Origin of the sequence: Rathayibacter rathayi, assembly GCF_004011095.1 — a bacterium.
Classification (GTDB): domain Bacteria; phylum Actinomycetota; class Actinomycetes; order Actinomycetales; family Microbacteriaceae; genus Rathayibacter; species Rathayibacter rathayi.
Window position 1 is genome coordinate 404,842 of sequence record NZ_CP028129.1, and the last position, 24,070, is coordinate 428,911.

The window sequence follows — 24,070 nt, forward strand, 5'->3', positions numbered from 1 at the left end:
CGGTCCCCCGGCGGCCCCGCGGAGGCGCCCACCACCGACCCGGCGCACGAGCAGCTGGTCGCAGGGCTGAACCCGCAGCAGCGCGAGGCGGTCGAGTACCGCGGGGACGCCCTGCTGATCGTCGCGGGGGCGGGCTCGGGCAAGACCAGCGTGCTGACGCGGCGCATCGCGAGCCTCCTGGGCAATAGCGAGGCGTGGCCGAGTCAGATCCTCGCGATCACGTTCACCAACAAGGCCGCGGCCGAGATGCGTGAGCGCGTCGAGAAGCTGGTGGGGCAGAGAGCCGAGGGGATGTGGATTTCGACGTTCCATTCCGCGTGCGTGCGCATTCTGCGCCGCGAGGCCGAGAACTTCGGCATGACCGGTTCGTTCACGATCTACGACTCGGGAGATCAGCGGGCGCTGCTCAAGCGCATCGTGAAAGACCTGGAGGCCGACTCGCTCGGGATCACCGTAGCGAGCGCTTCCGCGAAGATCTCGAAGCTCAAGAACGAGCTGGCCGACGTCGACTCCTACGCGCGGACGGCGAACCTCAGCGACCCGAATGAAGAGATGTTCCTCCAGGTCTTTCGGGCCTACTCGCGGGCGCTCGAGGGAGCGAACGCCTTCGACTTCGATGACCTGATCGCGCAGACGGTCTACCTCTTCCGGGTTTTTCCGCAGGTCGCCGCGAAATACCAGCGCCGCTTCCGGCATGTGCTGGTCGATGAGTACCAGGACACGAACCACGCGCAGTACTCGCTGATCCACGAGCTCACCCGCCCCGTCCCGCCGGCAACCATCTCGGCGGCCCGGTTCGACCGGCCCTACCGCGGACCGGTCACGGCCGACGGCTCCATCCCGGGGGCCTCGCTGACCGTTGTCGGCGACTCCGACCAGTCGATCTACGCGTTCCGCGGGGCCGACATCCGCAATATCGTCGAGTTCGAGCGCGACTTCCCGGGCTGCCGGGTGATCCTGCTCGAGCAGAACTACCGCTCGACGCAGAACATTCTCTCGGCCGCGAACGCCGTCATCTCCAACAACTTCGACCGGCGGGCGAAGAACCTGTGGTCCTCCAGCGGCGACGGGGAAAAGATCGTCGGCTACACCGGGTACTCCGGTCACGATGAGGCGCAGTTCGTCGTCGACGAGATCGCGCGCCTACACGCGGCGGGCACGGGCTACGACGAGATCGCGGTCTTCTACCGCACCAACGCCCAGACCCGTGCGCTCGAGGAGATCTTTATCCGCTCGGCACTGCCCTACCGGATCCTCGGCGGTACCAAGTTCTACGAGCGCGCCGAGATCAAGGACGCGCTGGCGTACCTGATCGCCGTCGCGAATCCGGCCGACGTTCTCGCGTTGCGGCGCATCATGAACACCCCGAAGCGCGGCATCGGCCCGGCGACCCAGGCGCAGTTGCAGTCGTTCGCCGACACCAACGCGGTGACCCTGCGCGAGGCGATGCGCAACGCCGGCTCGCTGGGGATGGGCCCGAAGGTGACGAAGGCGATCGTTGACCTTGTGACTCTCCTCGACGAGTGCGCGCTGATGCTCGACCCCGCTCGCGAGGGCGGCGAGGCGAAGGTGCACGAGGTGCTGACGGCGCTGCTCACTCGCAGCGGCTACCTCGACATGCTCCGTGCGAGCCGCGATCCGCAGGACGAGGCGCGCGCCGAGAACGTCGACGAGCTGATCGCGGTCACGAAGGAGTTCGCGCGCAACAACCCCGACGGCGGACTGGTCGACTTCCTCACCGAGGTCTCCCTCGTCGCCGCGGCCGACGACCTCGACGACGACTCCGGCACCGTCTCCCTGATGACGCTGCACACGGCCAAGGGGCTCGAGTACGACGCCGTGTTCCTCACCGGTATCGAGGAGGACCTCCTGCCGCACCGCATCTCGGCCAACGAGCCGGGCGGCCCGGCGGAGGAGCGGCGGCTGTTCTACGTGGGCATCACCCGCGCCCGCAAGCGGCTCTACCTCTCGCTCGCGATGACTCGCGCGCAGTACGGCGAGACCTCGGTCGCGATGCCGAGCCGGTTCCTGCAAGAGATCCCCGGCGAGCTGATCCAGTGGCGGCAGTCGCCGGGCGCGGCGACCTCGCGGGGCGGCACTCAGCCCCGGGCGCTCAATGCGCAACGGCCCGGCTTCGGCCGGTCGCGCTCGAACACGGAGTTTCGGGAGGCGCTCGCCGCGGCGCCGAAGGCCAAGGGAGACTTCCCCAACCGGATCACCGGCATGGTGCGCGACAACGGCGACCTCGAGCTGATCGCGGGCGACCGCATCCGGCACACCGACTTCGGCGAGGGGCGCGTGAACGCGGTGACCGGTGAGGGCTCGAAGCGTGTCGCGCATGTGCTCTTCGATCAGGTCGGGGCGAAGAAGCTACTGATCAAGGTCGCGCCGATTGAGAAGATCTAGCCCGGTGGTGGGCGGCACAGCGTCGGCGCGGTTCGCGACGGAGGCGTTCTCGCCGGCGGTCCTCGCGGTCATCGTGCCGGTTCTGGTCGGCGCGCGAGTCGCGGATCCGCCTCTGCTCGGCATCGCGTGGGGTGCACTGGCGGCCCTCTTCGTGGGGGCGGTACCCTACCTGATCATCCGTTTGCTGTTGCGCAGCGGGCGGATCCACGGCGACCACCACATACCGGACCGGCGCGAGCGCGCGCTGCCGATCGGCCTGGCGCTGGTCTCCATCGTGGTCGGGCTGGTGCTTCTCGCTCTGCTCGGCGCTCCCGCGGCGGTGACGACGTTCGGTGTGGTGACGGTGGCCGTGGTGCTGGCCGTCGGCCTGGTCACTCTCGTGTGGAAGCTGTCCGGTCACGCGGCGGTCGTCGCGACCTGCGCCGTCGTCGTGCTGATCGGCTACGGACCGCTCTCCCTCCTGATCAGCGTGCCGATCGTGCTCTGGGTGCTCTGGTCGAGGGTGCGCCTCGGCGCGCACACCCCCGCCCAAGTGCTCGCCGGCGCCGCCGTCGGCACCGTCCTCGCCTGGACCGTCTGGTCCCTCCTCGCCTAACCCCCGCCCCCCCGCCCCCTCCCCCCGCCCCCCGAGCCCCGCGAGATGCCTCTTATGAAGGCGACACGCCGTGTCGGGCGTACTCAAGTGGCATCTCGCGGGGAGGGGGGGGCGGGGCTGGTTAGTCGGCGTAGCGGGCGACGAGTTCGCGCTTGAGGATCTTGCCGCTCGGGCCCAGGGGGAGCGCCTCGACGAACTCGATGCGGCGCGGGAACTTGAAAGCGGCGAGGTGTTCGTTCGCGTGGGCGATCAGCTCTGCCGCCGTGGCGGTCGCCGACGGGGCGAGGATCACCGCGGCCATCACCTCCTGACCGTGGCGCTCGTCCGGGATGCCGAAGACCGCTGCGTTCTGCACGGCCGGGTGCCTGATCAGCACCTCCTCGACCTCCCGCGGGTACACGTTGTAGCCGTTGCGGATGATCATGTCCTTCGTCCGGTCCAGGATGCGGACGTAGTCCTCCTCGTCCTTCGTGCCGAGGTCGCCGGTGCGGAACCAGCCGTCGACGACCGCCTCCGCGGTGGCTACCGGATTACCGAGGTACCCCTTCATCAGGTTGTGACCACGGACCACGATCTCGCCGAGTTCGCCTCGCGGGAGCAGCTTGATGTGGTCGGCGACGTCGTGCCGGGCGACCTCGACCTCGACGCCCCAGATCGGTGTGCCGACGGTACCCGCCCGGGGTGGAACTCCGACGTGGTTGAACGTGGCGACCGGGGAGGTTTCGGTGAGCCCGTAGCCCTCGTAGATCTCGACTCCGAACACCTCGCGGAACCGCTCGATCACCGCGATGGGCAGGGCGGCACCTCCAGAGACCGCGTAGCGCAGCGGCGGCCGGTCCGCGCGCCGAGTCGCCGCGTCGAGCAGGGCGACGTACATCGTGGGCACGCCCTCGAACACCGTGCAGCCGTGGGCGATCATCGCCTCGAGCGCAGCGTCGCCGTCGAACTTCGGCACCAGCACGACGGTGGCGGCGGTGCGGAAGGCCGTGTTCATCGCGCAGACCTGCCCGAAGGTGTGGAACAGCGGCAGCGCCCCGAGGACCACGTCGCCGGGGTGTAGGTCGAAGGTGTTCATCAGCAGCACGTCCGACTGCGAGACGATCGCGAAGTGCGTCCCCTCCGCCCCCTTCGGGCGTCCGGTGGTGCCGCTGGTGTACAGAATCGTCGCCGTGTCGGAGGGGGAGCGGGGCACGTAGCCGTCGATCGGAGTCGCGGCGGCGGCGAGGTCCTCGAGGCGCGGCAGGGGCGAGTCGTCGCCGTCGGGCACCATCACGCTGAGCACGGGCACGCCGGCGAGGTCCGCACCGGCGGCGCCCTCGGCGAGCAGAGGAGCCGCGCACACGAGCGCGGCGGCTCCGGAGTCGCGCAGGACGTAGGCGATCTCGTCGTGCTTGAGCAGTGCGTGCACCGGGACCACCACGGCGCCCAAAGCGAGCACCGCGAAATAGCCGCGCGGAAAATCCGGGACGTTCGGGATCAGCAGCGCCACGCGGTCGCCCGGGCCGATGCCCTCGGCGCGGAGAGCTCCGGCGTAGGCCCGGGTCTGCCGCCAGAGGGTCGCGTAGTCGACGGTCTGGCGGCAAACGCGGATCGCGATCGTGTCCGGAGTGCGCCGCGCCGCCTCCGCGAGGATTGCCGCGACGGAGAGGGTGCCGACGGCGGCGGTCGGCGGTGGGGGAGCGGCGGGGGCCTCGGCCATACGGGGTTCGGTGCTGCTCATCGGGGCTCCAGTCGTCGTGACCGCCGCGGCAGTCACCGGGTGCTCCACCGTAGATCCGCCGGGCGGCCGCGTCGAGCGTTCCGCACGGGATCGTCAGCACGGGTGGGCGGGCCGTGCGCATCCCGGCTCCCGGCGGAAGGGGGTGCGGCCGGCGAGCGCCGTTACCTACAGTCGGAGTGCCCGGCTCCGGGGGCGAGACGACGGGAGGCGCAGATGCGCGGTGAGGTGACGCTGCACACGGACGCCGTCGTGACCGCTCCGTTCGCCCTGGCGGTGATCGCGGAGGCGACCGGCTCCCGCGTGGTCGGGGCACGGACGGCCGACGCGCATGTGCCGCTCTACAGCGGTCCGACGAGTGCGCGAGTCGAGATCGCGGGCTTCGGGGACAGCGTGCCGATCACCGTGGATGTGCGCGACGAGCGCGGGATCGACGAGGCGCGAGCGGCGGCGCAGGCGCTCGGGCTGGAACTCGCGGCCTACGCGGGCTGGGAGGTCGTGGCCGCCTTCTGAGCGTCGCGGCGGACCCGGGCGAGGTAGTAGCGGCTCGGCGCCGTGCGGAAGGCCGCGGGGAGGCGGCGGTAGATGGCGAAGGTGCACCCGAGCGCACGCTCGAACCGCGCCTCCTGCCGGGCGCTCCAGCGGAAGCCGAACGGCTCGCGCAGCTCGGCGGGCAGTAGCCCGGCCGTCATCAGGCGGAGGTAGGGGCCGAGCGGGCGCAGGTACCAGGCGGCGATGCTCGGTCCGAGCAGGTCCTGGGCGACGCGGCGGGCGGCCGGCGTGACCTCGAGGCGTCCCAGCTCGCGCTGCCAGTAGGCGTCGAAGGCGGCGCGGGAGTCGGGCCAAAGCTCCTCGGGCATCTGCAGGGCCGCGCCGACGACGACGGAGCGGCGCACGATGTCGTCCGCCTCCTCCTCGGTGAGCGCGCCGAACGCGCCCTCGTAGAGCTGCAGCATCGATTGGGTGAGGGTCGCGGCGACCCAGCGCTGCAGCTCCGGATCGAACGCGGTGTAGCCGGGTCCGCGGACGGGCAGGTGCGCTCGGTTGACCCGGCGGCGGACGGCACGCACGTCCTCCGCGGTGCCGTAGTGCAGGACGTAGAGGTAGGAGAGGGTGCCGTGCAGGCGGTTCGCCGCACGGCGCACGAAGTCGGAGTGCTCGGCGACCCCCTGGCCGACGGCGGGGTACGCGATCTGGAGCAGGATCGCCCGCGCACCCGCCACCAGGAACACGCCCTCGCGGAAGACGTCCGGGGTCGGGGAGGCCGATGACATGCGACCACGCTACGCGGCCGCAGCGAACCGGAGCAGCGGCAGAGGTGCTCGGCGGGCGCGCGGCCGACGCTGAGCCGCGGTACGGGAAGCGTCCGGCGGGTGCGGAGTAGACTCGGCGCGGCCCAGGGACAGTGCCGAGACTCCGGCGCCGTCCGGGCCACCTCGAACTCGAAACGCAAGCGCGCTCGGCGCGGAATGGGAATGCAGCGTGGATCTCTTCGAATACCAGGCCCGTGATCTGTTCGAGAAGTACGGCGTCCCCGTACTCCCGGGCATCGTCGCCGACACGCCGGAGGAGGTGCGCGCCGCAGCGGAGAAGCTGGGCGGCGTCACCGTCGTCAAGGCGCAGGTGAAGATCGGCGGCCGCGGTAAGGCGGGCGGCGTGAAGGTCGCGAAGACCCCCGAGGACGCTTTCGCCGCGGCGCAGTCGATTCTCGGCCTGGACATCAAGGGCCACGTAGTGAAGCGCGTCATGGTCGCCGGCGGTGCGCGCATCGACCGCGAGTTCTACTTCTCGGTGCTGCTCGACCGGGCCAACCGCTCCTACCTCTCGCTCACCTCCTACGAGGGCGGGATGGAGATCGAGCAGCTCGCCGTCGAGCGCCCGGACGCGCTCGCACGCGTCGAGGTCGTCCCCGGCCAGGGCATCGATGCGGCCAAGGCCGAGGAGATCGCCCGCGCGGCGAAGTTCCCGGAGGAACTGATCGCCAAGGTCGCACCCGTCCTGGTGAAGCTGTACGACGTCTACACCGGCGAGGACGCCACGCTCGTCGAGGTGAACCCGCTCGTGCTGACCGAGGAGGGCGACATCGTCGCGCTCGACGGCAAGGTCTCGCTCGACGAGAACGCCGGCTTCCGCCACGCCGATCACGCCGCGCTCGAGGACAAGGACGCCACCGACCCGCTCGAGGCTAAGGCCAAGGAGAACGACCTCAACTACGTGAAGCTTGACGGCGAGGTCGGGATCATCGGCAACGGCGCCGGCCTCGTCATGTCGACCCTCGACGTCGTCGCCTACGCCGGAGAGAAGCACAACGGCGTGAAGCCGGCAAACTTCCTCGACATCGGCGGCGGAGCCTCCGCCCAGGTGATGGCGAACGGCCTCGACGTGATCCTTGGCGACGAGCAGGTCAAGAGCGTCTTCGTGAACGTCTTCGGTGGCATCACCGCGTGCGACGCGGTCGCCAACGGCATCCTCCAGGCGCTCGAGATCCTCGGCGATTCGGCAACGAAGCCGCTCGTCGTCCGCCTGGACGGCAACAAGGTCGAGGAGGGCCGCGCGATCCTCCAGGCCGCTGCCCACCCCCTCATCACGCTCGCCGCGACGATGGACGAGGGCGCGGACAAGGCCGCCGCACTCGCCGCCGCGTAACCGATCCGACGACTCAAGGAATCAGAGAACAAGCATGTCGATCTTCCTCACCAAGGACTCGAAGGTCATCGTCCAGGGCATCACCGGCGGCGAGGGCACCAAGCACACCGCGCTGATGCTCAAGGCCGGAACGAATGTCGTGGGCGGGGTCAACGCCCGCAAGGCCGGCACCACCGTCACCCACGGCGATGTCGAGTTCCCCGTCTTCGGCACCGTGAAGGAGGCGATGGCAGCCACCGGCGCCGACGTCTCCATCGCATTCGTCCCGCCCGCCTTCTCGAAGGACGCCGTCATCGAGGCGATCGACGCCGAGATCGGCCTCCTCGTCGTCATCACCGAGGGCATCCCGGTGCAGGACTCGGCCGAGTTCTGGGCGTACGCGCAGGAGAAGGGCGGCAAGACCCGGATCATCGGCCCTAACTGCCCCGGCATCATCACGCCGGGCGAGTCGCTCGTGGGCATCACCCCCGCGACGATCACCGGCAAGGGCCCGATCGGCCTCGTCTCGAAGTCGGGCACCCTGACCTACCAGATGATGTACGAGCTGCGCGATCTCGGCTTCTCGACCGCCATCGGCATCGGCGGCGACCCGGTCATCGGCACGACGCACATCGACGCGCTCGCCGCGTTCGAGGCCGACCCGGAGACGAAGGCGATCGTGATGATCGGCGAGATCGGCGGCGATGCTGAGGAGCGGGCCGCGGACTTCATCAAGGCGAACGTCACGAAGCCGGTCGTCGGCTACGTCGCGGGCTTCACCGCCCCCGAGGGCAAGACGATGGGCCACGCCGGCGCGATCGTCTCCGGTTCGGCCGGGACTGCGCAGGCCAAGAAGGAGGCCCTCGAGGCCGCGGGGGTGAAGGTCGGCAAGACGCCGTCCGAGACGGCCGCCCTGCTCCGCGAGGTCTACGTGGCGCTGTAGGCGACCCTCCTCCTCTCGTGAAATGTCGCGAGATACGGCCGAACGGACGAGGTCCCCTGCCGCGGCGAGGGATCTCGTCCGTTTCAGCGCGTCTCGTCCGTTTCAGCGCGTCTCGCTGCCGAGCCTCCGATATCACCCGCGGGAGGCCCGCAAGAGCAGCGCCGCGACCGGATGCTGCAGGACCAGCAGGAGCAGCCACCACAACCCGATGGCAGGTACCAGCAGCGTACGCGCGAGTGCGAGCAGCAGAAGGCAGAATCCAGAGCCGCCCGATCACGGCGAAGGTGATGAGAGGCGGAGAGCCCGCCGTAGTTCCCGGCAAGGAGCGTCCCCAGATCGGGCGAGCGACCCTCCTGGACGACGTCGACCAGCGATAGCACGAGAAAGGTGATCGCGATGGCGACCGTCGCGTCGGTGACGTTCACCAGGCGGTCCAGGCTCCGCCCCGCTCGGTCGATCACTGGTCCTCGTCACGGCTCGACAGTAGGGGACCGAGCGACCGCGCGGCGCGCCTCTGCCCGGGCTCGGAGTGAGCCGCCGCTAGGCTCGACAGGCCCATGAACCGGATCACCGTTGCCCTCCTCGCCGCCTTCGATGCCGCGCTCTCGGCGCTGATCGGCATCGCGATACCGCTCGTCCCGCTCACCGTTCTCTGGGCCGTGCAGTACCACACCGCGGTCGACTGGGGCGTGTTCTGGCGCATCGCCGCTGACTTCTGGCTGCTCGGGCACGGCGCTGACCTGCAGGCGGGCCTGGCTCCCGACTCCGCCCTCGCCCTGGGGCTGCCGGGGGGCACGGAGCGCTTCGCCGTCACCATCGCGCCGCTGGCCTTCTCGTTGCTTACCTTGTTCCTCGGCGTGCGCACGGGCAGGCGTGCGCAGGAGTCGCCGTTCCGCGCTATCGGAATCCTTGTTGCGATCGGTACTTACCTTGTTCTCGCGCTCCTCGTCGTGCTCAGCTCCTCGGGCTCTGCGGCGACGGTCGACCCCGTGCAAGGGACGGTGCTTCCGCCCCTGGTCTTTGCACTCGGCGTGCTCATCGGAGCGGCGCTGCAGTCCGCAGGCAGTGGCGAGGGAGGCCGGATGAGCGAGTTTGCCACGGAGTCTCTGCATCGCCTCCCCGCGCCCGCGCCCGGCCTCGTACTCGCGTCGCTGCGCGGCGGTGCTCTGGCGACGGCGGGTGTGATCGGCGCGGCGGCTGTTCTGGTCGCGGTGCTTGTGGTCGCGAACTACACCGCCGTCGTCGCGTTGTACGAGGCACTGGGTGGCGAGGCGCTCGGCGGGTTCACGCTGACGCTCGGGCAAGTGGCATTCGTCCCCAACCTCGTGATCTGGGCCGCGAGCTGGCTGATCGGGCCGGGTTTCGCACTCGGAGCGGGCTCCTCGGTGAGCCCAGCGGGCACGCTGCTCGGACCGATCCCGTCGATCCCGGTGCTCGCCGCGCTGCCGCAGGGCGATTCGGCACTCGGGTTCCTCGGTCTGCTGGTGCCGGCGCTCGCGGGCTTCGCCGCCGGATGGCGCATGCGCTGCGCCGTGCTCGACGCCCTCGACGGCCGCTCACTGCTGCGCTGGGGTGCCGCGGCCGCCGCCGGCATCGGAGTGGTGGGCGGGCTGCTGCTCGGGCTGCTGGCCTGGTTCTCGGCGGGGGCCGCAGGGCCAGGGCGGCTCGCGCAGGTCGGGCCGGATCCGCTGGTGGTCGGGGCTGTCGCGGCCCTCGAACTGGCACTCGCGGCCGGGCTCGGGCTCGCCGCTGGTCGCACCGTGCGCGGCTGACGCAGGCGACCGCGACGGCGATCTCGTCAACGACAACGTCACGGCCAGTGGAAACAGGATTGCGCGCCGACCTCGCACGATGCGAAAGACGCCAGCGCCTCTCGCATCACCTCCGCTTCTTCTGCCGCGCGGTGAGCCGCCCAACGTTTCCTGGACCAGGTGAAGAGTTGGTCGTGCAGCGAGGTTTTCGGTGATCCACGCCTGCTCGGCTTCGTGAGGAGTTCGATGATAGGAGTCCCGAATGAAATCAGTTTTTGACTGAAAATTATACGATAGTCAGGTAAGGATACTGTGCATAAGCCTCCGTTTCGTGTTGTCCACGATCACGTTCTTTGGGACATTAAGTCCTTTCTCGGCTGCGCCAACGGCGTTTCACTTCGCGCCTTCGTGACGATGGTGACTCTCGGGGCTCCTTATTCTTTACAGGCGGCATGCTAGAGTGCCGAGCAGTATCAAGAAAGGGATCTTTCATGGCTCAAATCAGTGTTACGCCGGAAGAACTGAAGCAGCAGGCTCAGGTCTACACCCGCTCGAAGGAAGAGATCGAGCAGGCTATTCAGAAGGTGAACCAGATGAACTCGACCATTGCTGAGCAGTGGAAGGGTCAGGCGTTCCAGGCGTATCTCGAGCAGTACAACCAGCTGTCGGAGAGCGTGAAGAAGTTCGAGGAGCTGCTGGTGAACATCAACGAGCAGTTGAACAAGTATGCGGACACTATTGCTGAGCGTGACGCGCAGGATGCGCAGAGCTTCGGCTTTTAGTAGCTTCCCGCGCACAAAAGACTCGGCACGGCGCTCACTCCTCGTGAGAGGGTCGTGTGTAGGTGCGCTTGCTGCCGTGCTGACGGTAAGCGCACCTGCTGCCGCATTCGCCATCGATGACGACGGTGAGGGGCGGCTGGACCTCGACACTCATGTTCTCGTCAACGAGTCGGTGGGCACCGCTTCCTCTGGAGACTTCAAAATTCGAGGCGACTTGTTCTCCGCGGATGTTTCCGCGAGGGCGCAGGAGGAGCAAGAGGCGGCGGCTGGCCGGCTGACGGCCGCCACCACCCTCGACTTCGCGCGCGTGGAGACCAGCGTGAACTATCAACAGGTTCGGGCGGCACTGTTCGGTGACTACTCGTCGCGGGACGCGCTCAAGGCGACGCCGGAAAAGAGCGAAGCGTCTCCCGTGTCGTACGGCGCAGCAGCTGCGGTGGCTGTGCCGGTGGTGCTCGTAGCGGGCGTGTTGCTAGGGAGGCTCTGGGCGAGGAGAAAGCGGGCACCGTTGTGATCGAAGTCACCCTGGAACACGCAGGCAAGCTCATCGACCTGCTGGTACCCAGCGAAGTCACGGTCAATCGGCTGACGCAGCTGATCCGGGAGGGCTGTGCGGCGAGGGGACTGGCGCTGCCCAAAGGATTCTCTTTGGCGCTTAATGACAAAGCCTTTGCCGTAAGCGGCTACGACGTCATCTCGTCGTTCGGGATCGGCAACGGTGACCGCCTCCAGATTGGGACTCAAGAGTGAGCGAGTGATGCGCATTACTGTGGAGGGCACGGCTCTCGAACTCGATCACAGCCCTGATGCCCTTCATGTGCGTCTGGAGAAGAACGGGTTTGACGGCTCGTGTCTGGATGTGATCGCTCGATACGTCGACGTCCACGAGACCGATACAGGGATCGCGCTCGACTATGGGCTCGCGGCGGGTGAGATCAGCTTCCGGGAAGCGATCGGCCGAGCGCGGACGCGGCTGGATCGGCTGCTCTTGGCTCAGAGCCTGGTGGCTTGTGTCCGCTACCGGGGTGGTCTCGCGGTGCCGTTGATTCACCCCGATAATGTCTATCTGTCCGGTGGCCTCCTCCGGGTGGTGCATGTCGGGTTGCAGGGCATGCTCGCTCCCGTGGTGTTCGATGAGGCGCGGTTCCTCGCGTCGCTGCAGGCGATGGTGCTCCAGGTGTTCCGTCCGAAGCTGGCGTTCGAGCAGCTCGTGGACGGGGCAGCAGCTCTACGGGACACGTTCTCGACCGAGGTGACGCACGCCACCACGACGGACGAATTGTTCTCGCGCATAGATGCGCAGGTGAGAGCCGAGCAGGCGGATGTCGCAGCGACCAGGGTGAGCGTCCCCAAGCGCCGGTACTCGTGGTATCGCGTGCTCGGCGTGCTCGGCGTCGTCGCAGCGCTGGCCGCCGGCGCCTTCGCATGGCAGACAGGGTCGCAGAACCGTGTGCAGGCCGCGGTGGTCGCCGGCCAAGCCCGGTTCCTTGCGAGCGACTATGCGGGCACACTGGCCGAGTTGAACGATGTCGCAGCTCCGTCGTTGCCTGCGTCTGCAAAGTATGTGCTGGCGGTGTCGAGCGTCAATCTCCACGATCTCACGGCGACGCAGAAGCAGAACATCCTGAATACGATCTCCGAGAAGACCGACGATGTCACGCTGAACTATTGGATCGCGATGGGTCGCGGTGAATTTGAGGAGGCTCTCGATTACGCCAAGAACCTCGGCGACGATCAGCTCACTCTGCTGGCCTACACGGATCTGTATCAGGCGACGAAGCTGAATACCCAGATGGCTGGTGGCAGGAAGCAGGAACTTCTCAACGAGTACGCGAAAGCGATCGAGGAGTTGACCGCGAAGCTCGGCGGCACCGGCGACCCGGCAGGCGAACGATGAGCGTGTTCGACACGGAACAGCCAGGGAGCGCCCAGCGCGCGGTGCTCGATTCCCGGCTCGTCCCGGCCGAACTGCTCTTCCTGGTGTATGTACTGGACGATCAGCGCGCGATCGCGCTGTCGCTGACCGAGGCGCGTCCCTTTGTCGAGCATCAGGGTCATAAGTTCAGTGTGATCAACGACCTCCTCTACGTGGACGGCGAGAAGCTCAGCGCCGGGCTGCAGGGCGTTGGTGCACTGGAGTGCGTGGTGGTGCCGGCCGCCCGCGCGTGCACGGTGACGTTCACCATCGATGGTCGTAGCGACTTCGTCATCGGTGACGACCCAAATGCCGGTATCAGGGTCGCGGATTCGCCGTTGCTGGTCCTGCGTGAGGACGTGCTGATCGTTGACGCCCGCGACCAGCTCGTGTACGTGAATGGAGACCTGGTCTGCGGAAGGCAGGTCTGCGATCTCGTTGTCGGCACGGTGGTGCTCACTGCCGGCTACCTCGTGGAGAAGCGTCCGGCCCAGTTCAGGCTCACCAGCTTCGGGCCGGGGGCCGTGGTCGACCCCGCGAGGGCGTTGGTGCAGCCCGCGGTACGGGAGTTTCCGGAAGGGTTCCCCGACTATCGGAGGTCCCCGAAGCTGAACGTGGAGGTCCGCGAGGCTGAGTTCCGACTGCAGGGGCCCGACAAGCCGCCTTCGAAGCCGAAGAACCGGTTGATGCGGCTGATCTTGCCGCCGTTCTTCATGTTCGCGGCATCCGGTATGACGGTGATGATCACCGGCAGCAACCCGGCGATGATGGTCGGTTTGGGGCTCGCGACCCTGCTGACGGCATCGTTCACGGTGTCGCAGTACGTCACCGAGAAAAAGGAGACGACAGTGGCCGCGCTCACGCAGGAGGAGGACTATGCCGGATACCTCGTCAGAACCATTGCCGCAGTGACCCAGGCACACAACGAGGAGGGCGACGTACTGCGATATCAGCAGCCGAGCCCGCGGGAACTCAGCGACCTGGTCGAGGTGTACGACCGTAGGATCTACGAGCGTCAACGCTTCAATAAGGACTTCCTCCACGTCTCCCTCGGATACTCCGACCGCCCGTCGGCGGTGACGGTGTCCTCCGAGGTGAACGACAAGGACGCCAGCGACGAGGCGCGGCAGGTCGCAGAGCTTGCAGCGGGGTTCGGGACGCAACGCGACGCCCCGACACCGGTCGGGCTGCTGGGGCAGACCTTCGGATTCGTCGGCCCGCCGGAGGTCGTCCAGGCCCAGTTGCAGGCAGTGCTGTTCCAGACGGCGTTCTTCCACTCGTACCGTGACGTGAACATCGTCGGCCTCACCTCCCGTGAGGCGTACCGGCAGACGTGGCGCGCGTGGCGGCTGTTGCCGCATTTCAGGATGCAGGAGCTGAACATGCGCGGGCTCGTGTACAACGACAGACTGCGCGACATCGTATTGAACAGCTTCTACCAGCTGTTGCAGAAGCGGAAGCAAGCGGTCAAGGACGCAGGCGCGCAGAAGCCCCAGTTCGCGCCGCACTATGTGTTCGCGATTTGCGACGACCGGCACCTCGTCGGCCACGGCATCAACGAACTGCTCGCCGAGGACATGAGCGAGCTGGGGGTGACGGTGATCTGGTGCAGCGAAGACGCGAAACTCCTGCCCGAGACGGTCACAGCACTCATCCAGGCGCCGAACTTCGTCAAAGGCGAACTCGTCACTAACTCTGACGTGTACGTCGCGACGCCCTTCGTCCCTTATGTCATGCCGTCGAATCTTGAGCATTCACTGCGGAAGCTGTCGAACCTGAACCACCTCGAGGTCGAGAAGAACGCCGTGCCGGAGACGTTGACCCTGCTCGAGCAGTACGAGGTCGCGACTGTCGAGGACTTGCAGATCGCGCAGCGGTGGGACCGGGCCGAACCGAACAAGTCGATCGCGTCACTCATCGGGTGGCGCGGCCGATCCGACTCCGTGTACTGGGATCTGCACGAGCGCGCCCACGGCCCGCACGCGCTGGTCGGCGGCACCACCGGATCCGGCAAGTCCGAGTTCCTGACCACGTACCTGATCGGGCTTGCGATCAACTTCTCCCCGGAAGACGTGGGGATGCTCATCATTGACTGGAAGGGCGGTGGCATCGCGAACACGCTCGACAAGCTGCCGCACTTCATGGGCGCCATCACCAACCTCGACGGTGCGGGCACGGCGCGGGCGTTGGCGAGCATCAAGGCGGAGCTGAACAAGCGCCAGCGCGAGTTCGCGGTGTACGGGGTGAACAGCATCAACGCGTACATGAGCCTGTACAAGCAACGGCACGCCCCGAAGCCCGACGTGAAGTACCCGACGAAGCCGTTGCCGCATCTGGTGCTGGTGTCCGACGAGTTCGCGGAGCTGAAGGCGAACGTGCCGGAGTTCCTCGACGAGCTCACCTCGGTCGCCCGCATCGGTAGAAGCCTGGGCGTGCACCTGATCCTTGCGACGCAGAAGCCCAGCGGTGTGGTCAATGACCAGATCGAGGCGAACTCGACGTCGAAGATCGCGCTCAAGATGGCGAGCGAACAGGACTCGAACGAGCTGTTGAGGACCACCGATGCGGCTCACATCACCAACCCGGGGCGCGGCTATCTCAAGGTCGGGCAGAACGAGGTCTACGAGCTGTTCCAGAGCGGCTACGCCGGCGTGCCGTACGACCCGAATGCGGTCGTCACCGAGCAGGTGGACGAGCGGATCTACACAATCAACGAGGTCGGCCAGTACGAGCTGTTCTACGACCCCGACGAAGAGGTCGAACAGGGCAAAGACACCAGCGATCTGCCCTCACAGCTCGAAGCCGTCATCGACTCCATCGCCACCATCTTCACCGGCGACCCCAGGCTCGAGCTGCCGGACAAGCCGTGGCTACCGAACCTCGCCGAGAACATCGCCGCTCCGGAACCCGCGGGATCCGGTCTGCGCGTGCCCTTGGGCATGCTCGATATCCCGGCTCGGCAGGCGCAGGAGAGCTACGACTTCGACCTCGCGAAAGCTGGGCACACGGTTCTCTTCGGCAGCCCCGGCTTCGGCAAGTCGACCGTGCTGCAGACCTTGACGATCGGCCTCGCTCAGGCGTCGACGCCTGAGCAGGTGCAGGTCAACCTCATCGACTTCGGGAACAACGGTCTGCTGCCGCTGCGTGGCCTCCCTCATGTCGCCGATATCGTCACGCTCGAAGAGAGCGAGAAGCTCGGCAAGATGCTGGAGGGGATCGGTGGCCTGCTGGCGGCGCGGAAGCAGTCGTTCAGAGACGCCGGTGTCGCGAATCTGGAGCAGTACTCCGCGAAGACAGGTCGGCGCCTCCCGGTCGTGGTGAACGTGCTCGACGGATATGACAACCTCACCGCGAACGATCGGCGGAAGGAACAGATCGACGACCTGCTGCTGCAGGTGCTCCGTGAAGGCGCCGGCCTCGGCGTGTATCTGGTCATGAGCGCAAGCCGGGTCGGCGGAGTGCGCGTGAACATGCTCAGCACCATTTCCACGAAGCTGAGCCTGTACCTCAACGACGAGAGCGAGCTCGCTCAGCTCATGGGCCGCGAACGGCTGCTGCAGGTCGACACACTCGGCCGAGGACAGCTGATCGTGGAGACGCCGACCGCGATCCAGTTCTACCAACCGGCTCCCGGCGAGACCAGCGCCGAGACGCTCGCCGCGCTCGAAGCGCAGGTCTCCGCACTCGACGCCGCCTGGACGGGGGAGCGCCCTGCGCGGATCCCGATGGTGCCGCGCGAGCTCACACCGGAGGCGTTCGCCGGGTTCTCGACCGTCATGACCGTCGAGAGCGCAGGCGGCGTACCGTTGGCGTTGTCGAAGGCCACCACCGAGGCACGCGGATTCTTGCCGCGCTCGCAGCCGTTCTTCCTGTTCGCCGCCAAGGACGACGAACAGGAACTTCTCTTCCAGCAGACCCTGCTCACTCGGGGCGCGAGGGTAAACACAAGCTTCCTGGTCATCGACTTCGACGAACGATTCGACGAGGCACTCGAGCGCACGCCGCTGCCCGCAAACTTCAGCTACATCACGAGCAAGAGCGACGTGAGCGAGATCGTCGCCGGCATCGTCGCGTACCTGAGCCTCAACAAGCAGAAGGCGCAGGGTACCCCTCTGGTGCTCGTGATCGCGAACCTGCCCGACTTCATCGCCAGCACCGGGGTGAAACCGGACGACTTCGTGCTCGCGGTCAAGAACACCTTCAAATCAGGGCTGGACTTCATGATTTTCAGTAGGCACGACTACCTGGCCAAATCGTTCGACCCGGTGCCCAAACTTCTGCGGGAACAGAAGTTCACCGGTTTCGTCGGCGCTCGCGCCTATGACAGCCCGCTGGTGAAGGGCATGGGCACGTCGACCGAGCCGGAGGCGAGCATCGACGAGCCGTACTTCGTGTTGCGCGGCGGCAGCGTCTTCGAGAAGGTCAAGCTTCCGCAGGAGCGGGCGCATGACTGAGGGTCAGGAGTTGCTGCCCCTCGGGACGGCCGTCGAGATCGAGGGCGACAACGACATCTACATCATCATCGCGCGGGGCTTTCAGAAGCATGACGGCGGCTTCCTCGCCGGTTACAAGGGTGTGCCCCATCCGCAAGGCGCGGGGGCCGGAGTGCGCGAGATCGTGATTCGACAGACGCAGATCACGAACGTCATCCATCGCGGCCACAGCAACCGCGAAGACACGGCATTCGCGGAGTATCTGCTCGAGAACGCGAAGCTTCCGCCCCACGTCTCGCCCGCTCCCGCCGCGGAGCCCGCCCTGACCGTTGACCTCACCACACCCGCCGCTGTCCCTCCACCGGCTGCGGCCGAGGGCGCGGGAGCGCCACCCAAGAGAGCGAAAAACGCCACAGACCCATTTAGTGAGCTACGACGAAAAGGAAGACAAGTATGACCGATCTGCAGCCTGACTCCGGGCACGACGAGAGCCGCACGTTCTTGCCATTGGGAAGTGTTGTAATTCTGAAGGGTTCCGTGAAGAAGCTCCTGATCGTCAGCCGCGGATCGATCTTCGAGGATGCGTTCTTCGACTATGGCGCGTTCCTGTACCCGGAGGGCCTGATCCACACGAATATCGCCTATTTCAACCAGGACGACATTATGAAGACCGTGCACGAAGGGTACCGAGACACGGACGACGAACTGGCCGTCGACATGTTGAACGATGCCCACACTCGATTCCAGCAGAAACGAAACGAATCGGTCTCCGCTTCCGTCCCGGTAGCGTCCGCTGCCAGGGCTGCCGAGGACGACCCGTTCGCCAGTGTGCGGGACCTGGGAGACGACGATGAATGACGAGCGGGCGTTAGCGCAGGTGCAGGAACTCGACGAGGTCATCGCTCAGCTGAACACTGTGCGCAGCACTGTCCAGGCGTTCCGTGTCGATGACTACAAAGACGCGGGAGGGGCGCAGTGGGCGGGGCAAGGACGCACCCGATTCACGGCCTCTGTCGACACCGCGAAGTCGAACTTCGAACAGATCAGTGAGCAGATCGAGCAGGCCATCAGCGATTGCAAGAGCAAACAGCGCACGCTCGCTTTTTCGATCAACCCGCTCGAGCATCCGGCTCTTTCCGTGCAAGCCGTCGCGATCGCGCTGAACTAAACAGGCACAAGGAGGTATCAGATGGTGGACGCCGGTACGCGAGGTATTCGCGATGGGTTTCATGACGAGACCCGGAATGTCTCTGCGCTCACGTCCCGTGTGGCAGAGACCAAGGATGGGTGGAATCGGGGAGATGGGCTGAATGTGACCGGCACTACGGTTGTGTCGGAGATTTATTCTGAGCTGTCGGCGTTGATCGCGTCGTATGGTGCTTTGGCGCAGAGGGATACCGGTGAGTTCGATCAGCTTGGGGTGAATATCGAGGTGCAGGATGCGCAGGATGCGCAGGTGTGTGAGGTGGCGCAGTGAGTGTGGTGGAGTTTTCTGCTGATTCGTGGCAGGCGTCGTCTCCGGGTTTACAGGAGGGGTTAGGGGACTGGGTCGAGGCGTTGACTGATCTTGCGCAGGGGTTAGAGAGCCTGGCGGGGTCAGGCAATATCAGTGGTGCGGGTGCTGATGCGATGCGGGCGTATATTCGGGAGGTGCATGTCCCGATTGTGCAGTCGCTGTTGGTGTGTTTGTACACGTTCCAGACGGCGATCGGGGTGTACTGGAATGGTTACGGTGAGGTTGACGCGGATGGCAACTTCCGGCTCGTGAATGACGAGTTTGATGACCATGTCACTCAGCTGGATACGGGTGTGGAATTGTTGCGGGGGTTTGCTACTGATTTGCGGGGGATCGCTGCCCGTGCGTCGCACTTGGTCTCGTTGGGTAGCGCGGGGGCGGATGCGGTTGAGGGCACGATCAGCGAGTTCGAGAATATGCAGGTGGTTGCGAAAATTCAGCATGAGACGTGGCAGGCGTATGAGGCTACGGATCATGGGTTCAATCAGGTCAAGAATCTTCTCGGTGAGCTGAAGAGCATCCTTAATAATGTTGGGAGTCTCACTGTTGGGCAAGGGCGCTCGTACACGGCGGGGAGTTTCGCTTTCGCGTTGCAGACGTTGAGCGGGTTGACCGGGGGGATGCTGGATTACTGTCGGGAGAACCAGCAGGTCGCGTCCGACGGGTGGGACGTCTTGTTTTCTGGGTATGTCGATGATGTTGAGGCTGAACAGGAACGGCAGCGGAAAGAGGATGCCCTGTGGGGGGTGCTGTGGGACGGGATTCAGGTCGTTGAGGGTGTGTTGATTCTCGCGGTTGGCGTGGTGGGTACGCCGTTCAGCGCGGGTGCGACGTTGGCGTTGGCGGCGTTGGGTGGGTCGCTGATCGTGGGGGGTGTGAATAGCGCGATTGATCACGCGTCGATCGCGTCGACTGGTGAGGGGTTGAATCTGGTCGGGATGGCCAGCGATCAGGTGGCCCACTGGTATGACGTCACTGTGATGCAGCCGGCGGTTGAGTCCGGGTCGTGGGCGGGGCAGCTCGTTGCTGGTGTTGGGTCTGGCGTGGGGCAGATGATCAGCGGTGCGGCGCAGATGAATCTGCGTGACACTGGGCGGGGGATCGAGGCTCTCGTCTTCGATGAGGATGTGCGTAACCAAGCGTTGCAGCAGGTCACGACGCTCGTTGACCAGGTCCGCGAGGGTAACCCGGTGGTGATCGGACAGATCGTGGGGAACATCCTGCCCGGAGCGGTGGCGTTGAAAGTCGCGAAAACGAGCGGACTTCTGAGCCGGGCTGACAAATTCGCTGACTTCGCGAAACCCCTCATCACGAACCCGAGCAGGACCACCAGCGCACTGGACTGGCTCAAGAACCACCTCGGCGCGGGAGGGGTGACCGCCGGCGACGTATTCACCCCGTCAATACGACCAGCAGACGGCATTGACGGGTCGACCGTGAAGTCGCGTGGTGGAGGCGAGCCGGGCGGTAGTAATGCTCCGGGTCCGGTGAAGTATCCGACTGGCCGGTTGCCGAAGCGTGGTATACCGAACTCTTTCGGGTATGATTCTGACGGGGTTCGTCTTCCCTACGCGAATAGTCGCCCTGATTACGCGCCCGGACAAGTCAAAAGGGTGTGGAGGGAAACCCGCAAGAAACAAGTGAGCGATATCAGGGCCGGCCGTCCGGGGGCGCCGCCGAGTCTTCCGGGGCCGGATCAGCTCTGGGTCAAAAACAAGTCAGGCGACTGGAAACTCATCGAGTGGCGACCCGGAGAACCCCGCGCTGGCCTCTGGGACATGGGACACCTCCCTGAGGCTAAATATGCCGACCTTCGAAACCGGTACCTCAGTCATGAGATTACGAAGGAAGAATTCTTGGATGAATATCACGACGTGGAGAAGTATCAAGTTGAAGATCCGGGCAGAAACCGGTCGCATATCGATGAATATATCGATAAATAGAAAATGAGAAGAGGAGGACACTATGGCATCTCCGAGTCATGCTGCTGGATATGGGACATATGAGGAGTTTTGTGCCGGGTACGATCCCGCGACCATGCCGTTCGACGCATCTGCTGGCGGACTTGGGTTCCTCGGTAAGGCTGTGACGAATAAGGATCCTCGGGCGCGGTTGGCGATCGCGAATCGTCTGCTCGATGATGGCGCGGATCCGAGTCTGGTGAGCACGAGCGGTGATCGTATCAATGTGTTGCATGCGTTGTGGGGTCGCGCGCGGGATCGTGACCCTGAAGCGGAAGCGGCGCTGATCGCACGGTTGTTGGACGGTGGGGCGGACATCAATCTGCGCTCACCCAGGTTCGGCCTTCCACTGACGATGCTTGTCACGGATATTTCTGCCAGCCACGAATATATTCGGGCCGCGTTTGCTGCGGTCACGGCGCACTCTCGACCTGACTTGACGGCGCATGTCGATCGGCGGCGTCAGGCCAGCGTGGGGCAGTATCTTGCGGATAACATGTTTGGTTTCATGCGTGATGAGGTTCGTGCGTATGCTGCGGCGTCCGGGCAAGATATCGACGTGATCTCATGAGACGGGAGCAGGGTATGGAGATTATTCCTCAGGCAGGGGCATGTCTGATGACGGTGAACGCGTGGGAGGGTCGCGCTCCGGTGCGGTGGATGCTGCGGGAGAGGTCGAACGCACCGGTCGACAACGGCTGGCGGATTATGAGCGCGGCGGACAGCAGCGAGTACCTCGCCGACTCGGACAACTGGCGCATCACCGATTTCAACGATGCGTGCGAGATCGAGCCCGCGCTGATCGGTATCTACGACCTCCCGGTCGGAAGCGATCTGCAGATCGTCATCGACGAGCACGGCAAACGTATCGTCGACACGCCGACCGGTCGAGAACTGACACCCGAGAGGATGTACGTCCCGCCAGGACATCGACGCTGACCTTCCTCGATCATGCACTCCGATCGTGGGTCGCAGTTCCGCTCGAACAAGTTCGTGAAGGCACTACGCCGGCACACGCTGATGGGATCGATGGGCAGGGTCTGCGCCTGCGCGGACAATCCCCGCGATGGAGTCGTTGCGGGTTCCATGAGCAGACCCGGACCGTGTCCACTCTGACGTCCTGCGTGGCGGAGACGAGCGGTGGATGGGGTCGGGGAGATGGGCTGAATGTGACCGGCACTACGGTTGTGTCGGAGATTTATTCTGAGCTGTCGGCGTTGATCGCGTCGTATGGTGCTTTGGCGCAGAGGGATACCGGTGAGTTCGATCAGCTTGGGGTGAATATCGAGGTGCAGGATGCGCAGGATGCGCAGGTGTGTGAGGTGGCGCAGTGAGTGTGGTGGAGTTTTCTGCTGATTCGTGGCAGGCGTCGTCTCCGGGTTTACAGGAGGGGTTAGGGGACTGGGTCGAGGCGTTGACTGATCTTGCGCAGGGGTTGGAGAGCCTGGCGGGGTCAGGCAATATCAGTGGTGCGGGTGCTGATGCGATGCGGGCGTATATTCGGGAGGTGCATGTCCCGATTGTGCAGTCGCTGTTGGTGTGTTTGTACACGTTCCAGACGGCGATCGGGGTGTACTGGAGTGGGTATGGCGAGGTTGACGCGGATGGCAACTTCCGGCTCGTGAATGACGAGTTCGATGACCATGTCACCCAGCTGGATACGGGTGTGGAACTGTTGCGGGGGTTTGCTACTGATTTGCGGGGGATCGCTGCCCGTGCGTCGCATCTGGTGTCGTTGGGTAGCGCGGGGGCGGATGCGGTTGAGGGCACGATCAGCGAGTTCGAGAATATGCAGGTGGTTGCGAAAACTCAGCATGAGACGTGGCAGGCGTATGAGGCTACGGATCATGGGTTCAATCAGGTCAAGAATCTTCTCGGTGAGCTGAAGAGTATCCTGAATAATGTTGGGAGTCTCACTGTTGGGCAAGGGCGCTCGTACACGGCGGGGAGTTTCGCTTTCGCGTTGCAGACGTTGAGCGGGTTGACCGGGGGGATGCTGGATTACTGTCGGGAGAACCGGCAGGTCGCGTCCGACGGGTGGGACGTCTTGTTTTCTGGGTATGTCGATGATGTTGAGGCTGAACAGGAACGGCAGCGGAAAGAGGATGCTCTGTGGGGGGTGCTGTGGGACGGGATTCAGGTCGTTGAGGGTGTGTTGATTCTCGCGGTTGGTGTGGTGGGTACGCCGTTCAGCGCGGGTGCGACGTTGGCGTTGGCGGCGTTGGGTGGGTCGCTGATCGTGGGGGGTGTGAATAGCGCGATTGATCACGCGTCGATCGCGTCGACTGGTGAGGGGTTGAATCTGGTCGGGATGGTCAGCGATCAGGTGGCCCACTGGTATGACGTCACTGTGATGCGGCCGGCGGTTGAGTCCGGGTCGTGGGCGGGGCAGCTCGTTGCTGGTGTTGGGTCTGGCGTGGGGCAGATGATCAGCGGTGCGGCGCAGATGAATCTGCGTGACACTGGGCGGGGGATCGAGGCTCTCGTCTTCGATGAGGATGTGCGTAACCAAGCGTTGCAGCAGGTCACGACGCTCGTTGACCAGGTCCGCGAGGGTAACCCGGTGGTGATCGGACAGATCGTGGGGAACATCCTGCCCGGAGCGGTGGCGTTGAAAGTCGCGAAAACGAGCGGACTTCTGAGCCGGGCTGACAAATTCGTTGACTTCGGGAAACCCATCATCACGAACCCGAGCAGGACCACCAGCGCACTGGACTGGCTCAAGAACCACCTCGGCGCGGGAGGGGTGACAGTCAGCGACGAATTCGAGCCGTCAATACGGCCAGCAGACGGCATTGACGGGTCGACCGGCAAGCCCCGCGGTATTGACGGGCCGGAGCAGAAGCCTCGTGGTGTTGATGGTCCGGAGGAAAGGCCCCGTGGTGTTGACGGGCCGGGAAGCGTTACTCCTGGCGAGAAGACAGAGGTTCTGGATCCCTTTGATCCGGACCGTAAGGGTGCGCTGCTTCCCAACGTGAGGTATCGTGCGAGTGCACCCGACACGACCCACAACTACGTGGCCGAGACGGACGCTGACGGTCTGATCGAGCGGGTCATCGTCGAGAGGCTCCATTTGAAGCCCGCCGGTCGCCCTCGCTTTGAGAATGCGCGGAACACGCCAGGTAAGCTCCCCACGGATGACGCGGGTCATCTGATCGCGGATGTCTTCGACGGCAGCCCAGAACTCGACAACCTCGTCAGCCAAGCAACAGCTCTCAACCGCGGCGCGGGCTCGAAATGGAGGGCAATGGAACGCGACTGGGAAGATGCTCTCAGAGACGTCCCACCACGCGCCGTCACTGATATCGAAATCAAGGTTCTCTACGATGGCGGCAAACGACCAATAAGTTTAGATGTCACATATAAAATCGACGGCGAACCTGACGGCGCCAATTTCCCAAACCCCGTACCAAATATCGATTAGGG

At 65.2% G+C, this 24,070-nt stretch carries 21 protein-coding genes and 1 pseudogene; 20 read left to right on the forward strand and 2 right to left on the reverse strand.

Going from position 1 to position 24,070, the window contains the following annotated elements:
* Both C1O28_RS02065 and C1O28_RS02070 read left to right on the forward strand, forming a co-directional pair.
* Nucleotides 1-2,406 (forward strand): annotated as a pseudogene (locus tag C1O28_RS02065) (ATP-dependent helicase); the annotation flags it as partial.
* Nucleotides 2,407-2,410: 4 nt separating this feature from the next.
* On the forward strand, nucleotides 2,411-3,001 hold the full coding sequence (locus tag C1O28_RS02070) for a phosphatase PAP2 family protein (RefSeq protein ID WP_097167665.1): 591 nt from the start codon (nucleotides 2,411-2,413) through the stop codon (nucleotides 2,999-3,001).
* A gap of 121 nt (nucleotides 3,002-3,122) precedes the next feature.
* Here C1O28_RS02070 and C1O28_RS02075 read toward each other — a convergent pair whose 3' ends face one another.
* Entirely contained in the window at nucleotides 3,123-4,700 is a 1,578-nt protein-coding gene (locus C1O28_RS02075) for a long-chain-fatty-acid--CoA ligase (RefSeq protein WP_097167664.1), read from the reverse strand.
* Nucleotides 4,701-4,934: 234 nt separating this feature from the next.
* Between C1O28_RS02075 and C1O28_RS02080 the strand changes: the two genes are divergently transcribed.
* The gene (locus C1O28_RS02080; RefSeq protein ID WP_097167663.1) at nucleotides 4,935-5,231 is read left to right on the forward strand and encodes a Rossmann-fold NAD(P)-binding domain-containing protein; all 297 of its coding nucleotides are present in this window, start codon (nucleotides 4,935-4,937) and stop codon (nucleotides 5,229-5,231) included.
* On the opposite strand, the gene C1O28_RS02085 is transcribed toward C1O28_RS02080, so the two are convergent.
* Nucleotides 5,198-5,992 carry an oxygenase MpaB family protein gene (locus C1O28_RS02085; RefSeq protein ID WP_097167662.1) on the reverse strand — a complete coding sequence of 265 codons (795 nt, stop codon included), beginning with the start codon at nucleotides 5,990-5,992 and terminating at the stop codon, nucleotides 5,198-5,200. The two genes, C1O28_RS02080 and C1O28_RS02085, sit on opposite strands and share 34 nt — an antisense overlap.
* A gap of 208 nt (nucleotides 5,993-6,200) precedes the next feature.
* Between C1O28_RS02085 and sucC the strand changes: the two genes are divergently transcribed.
* From sucC to C1O28_RS02170, 17 genes are all read left to right on the forward strand, one after another.
* Entirely contained in the window at nucleotides 6,201-7,364 is a 1,164-nt protein-coding gene (sucC, locus tag C1O28_RS02090) for an ADP-forming succinate--CoA ligase subunit beta (protein WP_097167661.1), read from the forward strand.
* Nucleotides 7,365-7,398: 34 nt separating this feature from the next.
* Entirely contained in the window at nucleotides 7,399-8,286 is an 888-nt protein-coding gene (gene sucD, locus C1O28_RS02095; protein ID WP_097167660.1) for a succinate--CoA ligase subunit alpha, read from the forward strand.
* A 557-nt stretch (nucleotides 8,287-8,843) separates the two neighbouring features.
* Nucleotides 8,844-10,058 (forward strand): cell division protein PerM, encoded by a 1,215-nt coding sequence (locus tag C1O28_RS02100; RefSeq protein ID WP_097167659.1) that lies wholly within the window; start codon nucleotides 8,844-8,846, stop codon nucleotides 10,056-10,058.
* Nucleotides 10,059-10,528: 470 nt separating this feature from the next.
* The gene (locus tag C1O28_RS02105; protein WP_097168067.1) at nucleotides 10,529-10,819 is read left to right on the forward strand and encodes a WXG100 family type VII secretion target; all 291 of its coding nucleotides are present in this window, start codon (nucleotides 10,529-10,531) and stop codon (nucleotides 10,817-10,819) included.
* 76 nt (nucleotides 10,820-10,895) lie between these two features.
* On the forward strand, nucleotides 10,896-11,333 hold the full coding sequence (locus tag C1O28_RS02110) for a hypothetical protein (RefSeq protein ID WP_104318189.1): 438 nt from the start codon (nucleotides 10,896-10,898) through the stop codon (nucleotides 11,331-11,333).
* Nucleotides 11,330-11,569, forward strand: a complete 240-nt coding sequence (locus tag C1O28_RS02115) for an EsaB/YukD family protein (RefSeq protein WP_104316372.1) — start codon at nucleotides 11,330-11,332, stop codon at nucleotides 11,567-11,569. Before C1O28_RS02110 ends, C1O28_RS02115 begins: the two co-directional genes overlap by 4 nt.
* A 7-nt stretch (nucleotides 11,570-11,576) precedes the next feature.
* The gene (essB, locus tag C1O28_RS02120) at nucleotides 11,577-12,716 is read left to right on the forward strand and encodes a type VII secretion protein EssB (RefSeq protein ID WP_097168021.1); all 1,140 of its coding nucleotides are present in this window, start codon (nucleotides 11,577-11,579) and stop codon (nucleotides 12,714-12,716) included.
* Nucleotides 12,713-17,188, forward strand: a complete 4,476-nt coding sequence (essC, locus tag C1O28_RS02125; protein ID WP_097168022.1) for a type VII secretion protein EssC — start codon at nucleotides 12,713-12,715, stop codon at nucleotides 17,186-17,188. The genes essB and essC overlap by 4 nt, the downstream gene beginning before the upstream one ends.
* A complete protein-coding gene (locus tag C1O28_RS02130) occupies nucleotides 17,181-17,624 on the forward strand; it encodes a DUF4176 domain-containing protein (RefSeq protein ID WP_097168023.1) in 444 nt (147 codons plus the stop codon). Before essC ends, C1O28_RS02130 begins: the two co-directional genes overlap by 8 nt.
* Nucleotides 17,621-18,025 carry a DUF4176 domain-containing protein gene (locus tag C1O28_RS02135; RefSeq protein ID WP_097168024.1) on the forward strand — a complete coding sequence of 135 codons (405 nt, stop codon included), beginning with the start codon at nucleotides 17,621-17,623 and terminating at the stop codon, nucleotides 18,023-18,025. The genes C1O28_RS02130 and C1O28_RS02135 overlap by 4 nt, the downstream gene beginning before the upstream one ends.
* Nucleotides 18,018-18,335, forward strand: coding sequence for a hypothetical protein (locus C1O28_RS02140; protein ID WP_104257042.1), 318 nt, complete (start codon nucleotides 18,018-18,020; stop codon nucleotides 18,333-18,335). Before C1O28_RS02135 ends, C1O28_RS02140 begins: the two co-directional genes overlap by 8 nt.
* Before the next feature lie 21 nt (nucleotides 18,336-18,356).
* Nucleotides 18,357-18,644: a hypothetical protein gene (locus C1O28_RS02145; RefSeq protein WP_104268142.1), complete on the forward strand. Its 288-nt coding sequence runs from the start codon at nucleotides 18,357-18,359 to the stop codon at nucleotides 18,642-18,644.
* Nucleotides 18,641-20,626, forward strand: coding sequence for a GH-E family nuclease (locus C1O28_RS02150; protein WP_127821402.1), 1,986 nt, complete (start codon nucleotides 18,641-18,643; stop codon nucleotides 20,624-20,626). The genes C1O28_RS02145 and C1O28_RS02150 overlap by 4 nt, the downstream gene beginning before the upstream one ends.
* 94 nt (nucleotides 20,627-20,720) lie before the next feature.
* Nucleotides 20,721-21,215 carry a hypothetical protein gene (locus C1O28_RS02155; RefSeq protein ID WP_127821403.1) on the forward strand — a complete coding sequence of 165 codons (495 nt, stop codon included), beginning with the start codon at nucleotides 20,721-20,723 and terminating at the stop codon, nucleotides 21,213-21,215.
* A gap of 14 nt (nucleotides 21,216-21,229) precedes the next feature.
* Nucleotides 21,230-21,583: an immunity protein Imm33 domain-containing protein gene (locus C1O28_RS02160; RefSeq protein ID WP_104318717.1), complete on the forward strand. Its 354-nt coding sequence runs from the start codon at nucleotides 21,230-21,232 to the stop codon at nucleotides 21,581-21,583.
* A gap of 230 nt (nucleotides 21,584-21,813) precedes the next feature.
* Complete coding sequence (locus tag C1O28_RS14990) at nucleotides 21,814-21,978, forward strand: hypothetical protein (protein ID WP_160487644.1); 165 nt, start codon at nucleotides 21,814-21,816, stop codon at nucleotides 21,976-21,978.
* The gene (locus C1O28_RS02170) at nucleotides 21,975-24,068 is read left to right on the forward strand and encodes a DNA/RNA non-specific endonuclease (protein ID WP_127821404.1); all 2,094 of its coding nucleotides are present in this window, start codon (nucleotides 21,975-21,977) and stop codon (nucleotides 24,066-24,068) included. The genes C1O28_RS14990 and C1O28_RS02170 overlap by 4 nt, the downstream gene beginning before the upstream one ends.
* Nucleotides 24,069-24,070: the final 2 nt, after the last annotated feature.